This window comes from Nocardioides sp. URHA0020, from assembly GCF_000620705.1.
Taxonomy (GTDB): Bacteria; Actinomycetota; Actinomycetes; order Propionibacteriales; family Nocardioidaceae; genus Nocardioides.
Genome location: NZ_KK211166.1, coordinates 866,763 through 873,691, shown reverse-complemented (window position 1 = coordinate 873,691; position 6,929 = coordinate 866,763). Strand labels below are relative to the sequence as shown.

Annotated in this window: 10 protein-coding genes; 9 read left to right on the top strand and 1 reads right to left on the bottom strand. The window is 72.7% G+C overall.

From position 1 onward, the window contains the following. The 5 genes from N542_RS0108695 to N542_RS0108675 form a co-directional block, all read left to right on the top strand. Positions 1-358: sigma-70 family RNA polymerase sigma factor (locus N542_RS0108695; protein ID WP_028643592.1), on the top strand; the 358-nt coding region annotated here is incomplete at its 5' end. A 37-nt stretch (positions 359-395) separates the two neighbouring features. Continuing rightward, entirely contained in the window at positions 396-551 is a 156-nt protein-coding gene (locus N542_RS27830; protein ID WP_197025898.1) for a DUF4177 domain-containing protein, read from the top strand. Then, positions 548-1,012, top strand: coding sequence for a RidA family protein (locus tag N542_RS0108685; RefSeq protein WP_028643591.1), 465 nt, complete (start codon positions 548-550; stop codon positions 1,010-1,012). The genes N542_RS27830 and N542_RS0108685 overlap by 4 nt, the downstream gene beginning before the upstream one ends. Next, the gene (locus tag N542_RS24025) at positions 1,009-1,878 is read left to right on the top strand and encodes an NUDIX hydrolase (RefSeq protein WP_081795074.1); all 870 of its coding nucleotides are present in this window, start codon (positions 1,009-1,011) and stop codon (positions 1,876-1,878) included. Before N542_RS0108685 ends, N542_RS24025 begins: the two co-directional genes overlap by 4 nt. Beyond that, positions 1,875-2,684 (top strand): MBL fold metallo-hydrolase, encoded by an 810-nt coding sequence (locus tag N542_RS0108675; RefSeq protein ID WP_028643590.1) that lies wholly within the window; start codon positions 1,875-1,877, stop codon positions 2,682-2,684. The genes N542_RS24025 and N542_RS0108675 overlap by 4 nt, the downstream gene beginning before the upstream one ends. 170 nt (positions 2,685-2,854) lie before the next feature. On the opposite strand, the gene N542_RS0108670 is transcribed toward N542_RS0108675, so the two are convergent. After that, the gene (locus N542_RS0108670; RefSeq protein WP_028643589.1) at positions 2,855-3,532 is read right to left on the bottom strand and encodes a Crp/Fnr family transcriptional regulator; all 678 of its coding nucleotides are present in this window, start codon (positions 3,530-3,532) and stop codon (positions 2,855-2,857) included. Between the two features lie 168 nt (positions 3,533-3,700). Here N542_RS0108670 and nth point away from each other — a divergent pair, with 168 nt between their 5' ends. The 4 genes from nth to N542_RS0108650 are packed head-to-tail and all read left to right on the top strand — an operon-like array spanning position 3,701 to position 6,928. After that, positions 3,701-4,411 (top strand): endonuclease III, encoded by a 711-nt coding sequence (gene nth / locus N542_RS0108665; RefSeq protein WP_028643588.1) that lies wholly within the window; start codon positions 3,701-3,703, stop codon positions 4,409-4,411. Beyond that, the gene (locus tag N542_RS0108660; RefSeq protein ID WP_051551512.1) at positions 4,408-5,025 is read left to right on the top strand and encodes a TlpA family protein disulfide reductase; all 618 of its coding nucleotides are present in this window, start codon (positions 4,408-4,410) and stop codon (positions 5,023-5,025) included. The genes nth and N542_RS0108660 overlap by 4 nt, the downstream gene beginning before the upstream one ends. Beyond that, complete coding sequence (locus N542_RS0108655; RefSeq protein WP_028643586.1) at positions 5,022-5,756, top strand: NUDIX hydrolase; 735 nt, start codon at positions 5,022-5,024, stop codon at positions 5,754-5,756. Before N542_RS0108660 ends, N542_RS0108655 begins: the two co-directional genes overlap by 4 nt. Continuing rightward, the gene (locus N542_RS0108650) at positions 5,753-6,928 is read left to right on the top strand and encodes a MarP family serine protease (protein ID WP_028643585.1); all 1,176 of its coding nucleotides are present in this window, start codon (positions 5,753-5,755) and stop codon (positions 6,926-6,928) included. The genes N542_RS0108655 and N542_RS0108650 overlap by 4 nt, the downstream gene beginning before the upstream one ends. Position 6,929 lies beyond the last annotated feature (1 nt).

The following is a 6,929-nucleotide window of genomic DNA, read 5'->3' as shown; positions in this document are numbered from 1 at the left end:
CCCCGGGCCCGCCGAGGTCCTCGAGCGCACCGAGCAGGTCGAGTACCTCACCGACGCCATCGAGGAGCTCCCCGAGCGCCTGCGCGCCGTCGTACGCGGCTACTTCCTCGAAGAGCGCCCCATGGCCGAGATCGCCGCCGAGCTCGGCGTCACCGAGTCCCGGATCTCCCAGCTGCGCGCCGAAGCCCTCGTGCTGCTGCGCGGCGCCCTCGCCGCCGCCCTCGAGCCCGACCTCCTCGACACCACCACCACCGACCAGGCCGGCATCGTGGCCCGCCGCCGCGCCACCTACGCCGCCTCCGTCGCCGCTCGCCACGCCTCCCGCCGAGGCACCCCCGCCGCCGTACGCTCCGCCTGACCCACCGTGCGCCGGCGCCCCGAGTAGGGTGCCGGGCATGACGAAGTGGGAGTACCTGACCGCGCCGATCCTCACGCACGCGGCGAAGCAGATCCTGGACAACTTCGGGGCCGACGGGTGGGAGCTGGTCCAGGTCGCACCCGGGATGAACCCCGAGAACCTGGTCGGCTACTTCAAGCGGCCGGTCGCATGAGCGCCCCCGAGGACCGGCTGGCCGAGCTCGGCCTGTCCGTGCCCGAGGTGCCGACGCCGGTGGCGGTGTACGTCCCGGCGGTCACCTCCGGCGACCTGGTCTTCACCTCCGGCCAGCTGCCGATGAAGAACGGCGAGCTGATGTACACCGGCAAGGTCGGTGGCGACATCGGCCCCGAGGAGGCGAAGGAGGCCGCGCAGCAGTGCGCCCTCAACGCCATCGCGGCCGTGAAGTCCGTGATCGGTGACCTCGACCGGGTCGCGCAGGTCGTGAAGGTCGTCGCGTTCGTGGCCTCGACGCCCGACTTCACCGGCCAGCCGCAGGTCGCCAACGGCGCCTCCGAGCTGCTGGGCAAGGTCTTCGGCGACGCCGGCATCCATGCGCGCTCCGCCGTGGGCGTGCCCGTGCTGCCCCTGGACGCGCCGGTCGAGGTGGAGATCGTCGTACGGGTCTCGCAGTGAGGATCCCCCTCCCGCCGGTCCCGCTGCCGGACCGGCTGGTCGAGGTCGCGCGCGAGTTCGAGGAGGGCCGGCAGGCGCCGGCCGAGCCGCGCAACGCGGCGACCGTGCTCCTGATGCGCGCCTCGGACCAGGGCCCGGAACTCTACTTCCTGCGACGCCAGGTGTCGATGGACTTCGCCGGTGGCATGTGCGTCTACCCGGGAGGTGGCGTCGACAGGCGCGACTTCGACGCGGCCGTGGCATGGGCGGGCCCGACCCCGCTCGAGTGGGCGGCCCGCCTCGGCTGCGACGAGGAGACCGCGCGGGCGCTGGTGTGCGCCGCCGTGCGCGAGACCTTCGAGGAGTCGGGCGTGCTGCTGGCCGGCACGTCGGAGACCAACGTCGTGGCCGACACGACCGGTGACGACTGGGAGGCGGACCGGGTCGCGCTCGAGTCGCGCGAGCTGTCGCTGACCGACTTCCTCAACCGTCGCGGTCTGGTGCTGCGCACCGACCTGCTCGGCGTCTGGGACGCCTGGCTGACCCCGGTCTTCGAGCCGAAGCGCTACCGCACGTGGTTCTTCGTCGCCTCGCTGCCGACCGGCCAGGTCACCCGCGACGTGTCGAGCGAGTCGTCGTCGGTGGAGTGGATCCCGGCCCGGGTGGCCGCGGAGCAGGCCGACGCCGGGGACCTGGCGCTGATGCCGCCGACGTACCTCACCTCGATGGAGGTCGGCGAGCACTCGTCGCCCGAGGAGGTGCTGGCGGTCGCCGCGTCGCGCTCGGTCGAGATGTTCACGCCGTCGGTGGAGCCGCTCGGCGAGGGCTGGACCCTGTCGATGCCCGACCGGCTGCGGCCACTGGTGGCGGCCCGGCGGCGTCCGTGACCGGCTGGAGCGGCGGGTCGTACGGCGAGCGCGGCGAGTGCCTGCTGGCCCCGAACCCGAACCTGATGACCCTCGACGGCACCAACACCTGGGTGCTGCGGGAGCCGGGAGCGAGCCAGGTCGTCGTCGTCGACCCCGGTCCGATCCAGGACGGCCACCTCGACCGGCTGGTGAGCGAGCTCGGCGACGTCGGGCTGGTGCTGCTCACCCACCACCACTACGACCACGCCGAGGTGGCGCACGAGTTCGCGCGGGCCAAGGGCTGTGCGGTCCGAGCCGTCGACCCGGCGTACTGCCTGGACGGCGACCCGTTGCGCGACGGCGAGGACCTCAGCGTCGACGGGCTGTCGGTGCGGGTGGTGACCACCCCGGGGCACACCGCCGACTCGGTGTCGTTCGTGCTGCCCGCCGACGGCGCGCTGCTGACCGGCGACATGGTGCTGGGACGCGGCACGACGGTGGTGGCGCACCCCGACGGCCAGCTCGGTGCGTACTTCTCGTCCATCGAGCGGATGCGCTCGCTCGTCGTCTCCGGCGAGGTGCGCACGCTGTGGCCGGCGCACGGCCCGGTGCTCGACGACGCCCTCGGCGTCCTGGACCTCTACCTGGCCCATCGGCGCGAGCGGCTTGCTCAGGTCGAGCGGGCCGTCTCCGAGCTCGGCCTCGTCCTCGCCGCCGACTCCGCCGAGGACGAGACGCTGCCGCGGCGGATGGTCGAGGTCGTGTACGCCGACGTCGACGAGTCGCTGTGGGGCGCGGCCGAGCTCTCGGTGCGTGCGCAGCTCGCCTACCTGGCGGCGCGGTAGCCGCGCTCCCGCCTGCCTCGCCCGGCGTCCCGGCGCTCGGGGACCGTCGACTCCTCAGGCAATCCCGTCACTTCTGGGGCGATGCTTCGGCCGAGAAGTGACGGTTTCACCGGTGCACCGGTGAAACCGACGCAACGACAAACCGTCGCAACGACCCAGCGACCCAGCGATCAGCGCGCGCGACGACCGAGGCGCTCGACGTCCATGATGACCACCGAGCGGGGCTCGAGGCGCAGCCACCCGCGGGAGGCGAAGTCGGCCAGCGCCTTGTTGACGGTCTCGCGGGAGGCGCCGACCAGCTGGGCGAGCTCCTCCTGCGTGAGGTCGTGGTGGACGTGCACGCCGTCGTCGGCGGTGCGGCCGAAGCGGTCGGCGAGGTCGAGCAGCGCCTTGGCGACCCGGCCAGGGACGTCGGAGAAGACGAGGTCGGCGACGACGTCGTTGGCCTTGCGCAGGCGGCCGGCGAGCTGGGCGAGCAGCCCCCGGGCGACGACCGGGCGGCCCTCGAGCCAGCGCAGCAGGTCCTCGTGCGAGAGCGAGGCGAAGGTCGCGTCGGTCACCGCGGTCACCGTCGCCGAGCGCGGGCCCGGGTCGAAGAGCGACAGCTCGCCGAACATCTGGCCGGGGCCGAGGATCGCCAGCAGGTTCTCGCGCCCGTCCGAGGACGTGCGGCCGAGCTTGACCTTGCCGTCGAGCACGACGTACAGCTTGTCGCCCGAGTCGCCCTCGTGGAACAGCACGTCGCCGCGCCGCAGCCGGCTGTCGGCCATCGAGCCGCGCAGGGCGGTGGCGGCCTCGTCGTCGAGTGCGCTGAAGAGCGGAGCCTGACGCAGTACGTCGTTGTCCACGGATCCTCCTTGTGACCGATGACCCGCAAACAGACGGGTTCCGCGTTGATCCTAGCCAGTGGCAAACCTCACAGGCTGCACCGGTGTCCGCAAGTCGGGCGCGGATCGCGCGGGCCGCCGGGGCCGGTCGAATCGGGCCCTGTCCGTGCGGCGCCGTACGCTTGCGCCGTGCCTGCCCCCGTCGCCGAGACCCGCACCGGTCTCGTACGCCGTGCGCGGCGCATCGACCGCGTCCTGGCCGAGACCTACCCGGATGCGAGGAGCGAGCTGGACTTCGACGATCCCTTCCAGCTGCTCGTCGTCACGGTCCTCTCCGCGCAGACCACCGACAAGCGCGTCAACGCCGTCCGCCCGACCCTGTTCGCCGCCTACCCCGACGCCCCGTCGATGGCCGCCGGCGACCGCGCCACCCTCGAGGCGATCATCGGACCGCTCGGGTTCTTCCGCGCCAAGACCGAGTCGCTGCTCAAGCTCAGCGCCGCGCTCGTGGAGGACCACGGCGGTCAGGTGCCCGCCCGGCTCGACGACCTGGTGAAGCTCCCGGGCGTGGGTCGCAAGACCGCCAACGTCGTCCTGGGCAACGCCTTCGACATCCCGGGCATCACCGTCGACACGCACTTCGGCCGGCTGGCCCGCCGGTTCGGCTGGACTGAGGAGACCGACCCGGTCAAGGTCGAGCACGCCGTCGGCGCGCTCTTCGCGCCGAAGGACTGGACGATGCTCAGCCACCACGTGATCTGGCACGGCCGGCGCATCTGCCACTCCAAGAAGCCGGCCTGCGGCGCCTGCCCGATCGCCCGGTGGTGCCCGTCGTACGGCGAGGGTCCGACCGAACCCGACGTCGCAGCCAAGCTGGTGAAGACCGAAGGCCGCGCATGAGGTGGTCCGCCACCGCCGCGCTGGTCGCGGCGCTGCTGGTCTGCTCCGGCCTGGTCGCGGGCTGCAGCAGCGACGACATCCCCTCGCCGGGCGCGGCGCGGATCGACGTCGACACCCCGCAGCTGCGCACCCTCAGGACCGAGGCCGGCATCGAGGCCTGTGAGCCGGGCACCGGCGCGCCGGTCGACCACGGCCTCCCGGACGTCACGCTGCCGTGCCTCGGTGGCGGCGAGGACGTCGACCTGGCCGGCCTGCGGGGTCCGCTCGTGGTCAACCTGTGGGCGTCGTGGTGCGGCCCCTGCGTCAAGGAGATGCCGGAGATCGCCGCCTTCTACGAGAGGTACGGCGACCAGGTCCCCGTCATCGGCATCGACTACCAGGACAACCAGACGGCGGCGGCGTTCGACCTCGCGAAGCGGTCCGGCGTGACCTACCCGCTGCTCGCCGACACCCAGGGCGACCTGCAGGCGAAGCCGCCGTTCGCGGCACGGATCGCGGTGCCGTCGTTCGCGTTCGTCGCCGAGGACGGCACCGTCACCCTCGAGCTCGGCCGGGTCAAGAGCGTCGACGACCTGGTCGGCCTGGTCGAGAAGCACCTCGGGGTCCGCCTGTGAGCGGATCGGAGCCCGGGGCGGGGCTCCCGGACTGGCTGCGGCCGGTCGAGCAGGCGGCCCGCGACATCGAGGCCTCCGACCTCACCCGGTTCGTGCCGCCACCGGGCGGCGACGCCCGGCGCGGCGCCGTCCTGATGCTCTTCGGCGAGGGCCCGCAGGGCGGTGAGCTGCTGCTCACCGAGCGGGCGCACGACATGCGCTCGCACCCGGGCCAGGTGTCGTTCCCCGGTGGGTCGCTGGACCCGGGGGAGGACGTCGTCCAGGCCGCGCTGAGGGAGGCGGAGGAGGAGGTCGGGGTCCCCCCGAGCTCCGTCACGGTCTTCGGGCAGCTGCCCGAGCTCTGGCTGCCGCCGAGCAACTTCGCGGTCACGCCCGTCCTCGGCTGGTGGACCGGGCAGGCCCAGGCCTCGGTGGTCAGCCGCGCCGAGGTGCACGCGATCCACCACGTGCCGCTCGCCGAGCTGGTCGACCCCGCCCACCGCATCACCGTGCAGCTGCCGACCGGGGACTACCGCAGCCCGGGGTTCCTGATCGGTCCAGACCACGACGTCATCCTCTGGGGATTCACCGGCGGGATCATCGCTCGCCTGCTGGACTTCCTCGGCTGGTCCGTCCCATGGGACGAGTCGCAGGTGCGCGACCTCCCGTCGTACATGTTCACTGGGCGCGAGCGGCGCGGCACCGATCTGCTCGACATCGACGACGACCAGCGCAGAGGGGGTGCCCGATGAACATGCTCGACTGGCTGCTCGTCGTGCTGGTGCTCGCCTACGCGCTCTCCGGCTACTGGCAGGGCTTCATCACCGGCGTCTTCGCCACGACCGGGCTGCTGATCGGTGGGCTGTTCGGGGTGTGGCTCGCCCCGACGGCGCTGGGCGACGCGAACCCCTCGATGTGGGTCTCCCTCGGTGCGCTCTTTATCGTGATCATCTCCGCGTCGCTGGGCCAGGCGGTGCTCCAGTTCGTCGGATCGCGGATCCGGGACCGGATCACGTGGCAGCCGGTGCGCGCGGTCGACGCGGTCGGCGGTGCGCTGCTCAGCGCGCTCGCCGTGCTGGTGGTCGCGTGGGCGCTCGGCGTCGCGATCTCGGGCTCCCGGATCGGTGGCGTCACCCCGCTGGTGCGCAGCTCCACGGTCCTCGCCCACGTCGACGAGGCACTGCCCGACACCGCCGACGGGGCGCTCCAGGCCTTCAACAACGTGGTCGGCACCACCTTCTTCCCGCGCTACCTCGAGCCTTTCGCACCCGAGCGGATCGTCGAGGTGGGACCGGGCGACAAGCGCCTGCTGCGCGATCCCGACGTCCAGCGGGCCGCGGCGAGCGTCGTCAAGATCCGCGGCAGCAACGACTGCGGGCGCGGCGTCGAGGGCTCCGGCTTCGTCTACGCCCAGAACCGGCTGATGACCAACGCCCACGTCGTCGCGGGCGTCGACGACCCCGAGGTCATGATCGGCGACACGACGGTCTCGGCCGACGTCGTCTACTACAACCCCGACGTCGACGTCGCCGTGCTCGCCTTCGACAGCGGCGACACCAAGGCGCTCAAGTTCGACCTCACCGCCAAGCCCGGCGCCGACGTGGCGATCCTCGGCTACCCCGAGGACGGTCCGTACGACGTCCAGCCGGGGCGGATCCGCTCCCAGCAGCGGCTGCGCTCCCCGGACATCTACGGCAACGGGACCGTCATCCGCGAGGTCTTCTCCCTGCGCGGACTGATCCGTCCGGGCAACTCCGGCGGGCCGATCGTGACCTCGCGGGGCAACGTCGCGGGCGTGGTCTTCGCCGCGTCGGTCAACGACCACGACACCGGCTACGCGTTGACGGCCGACCAGGTCTCGCGGGCTGCCGCTGCCGGCCGGACGAGCTCCGACCAGGTCAGCACGGGTGACTGCGCCGGCTGAG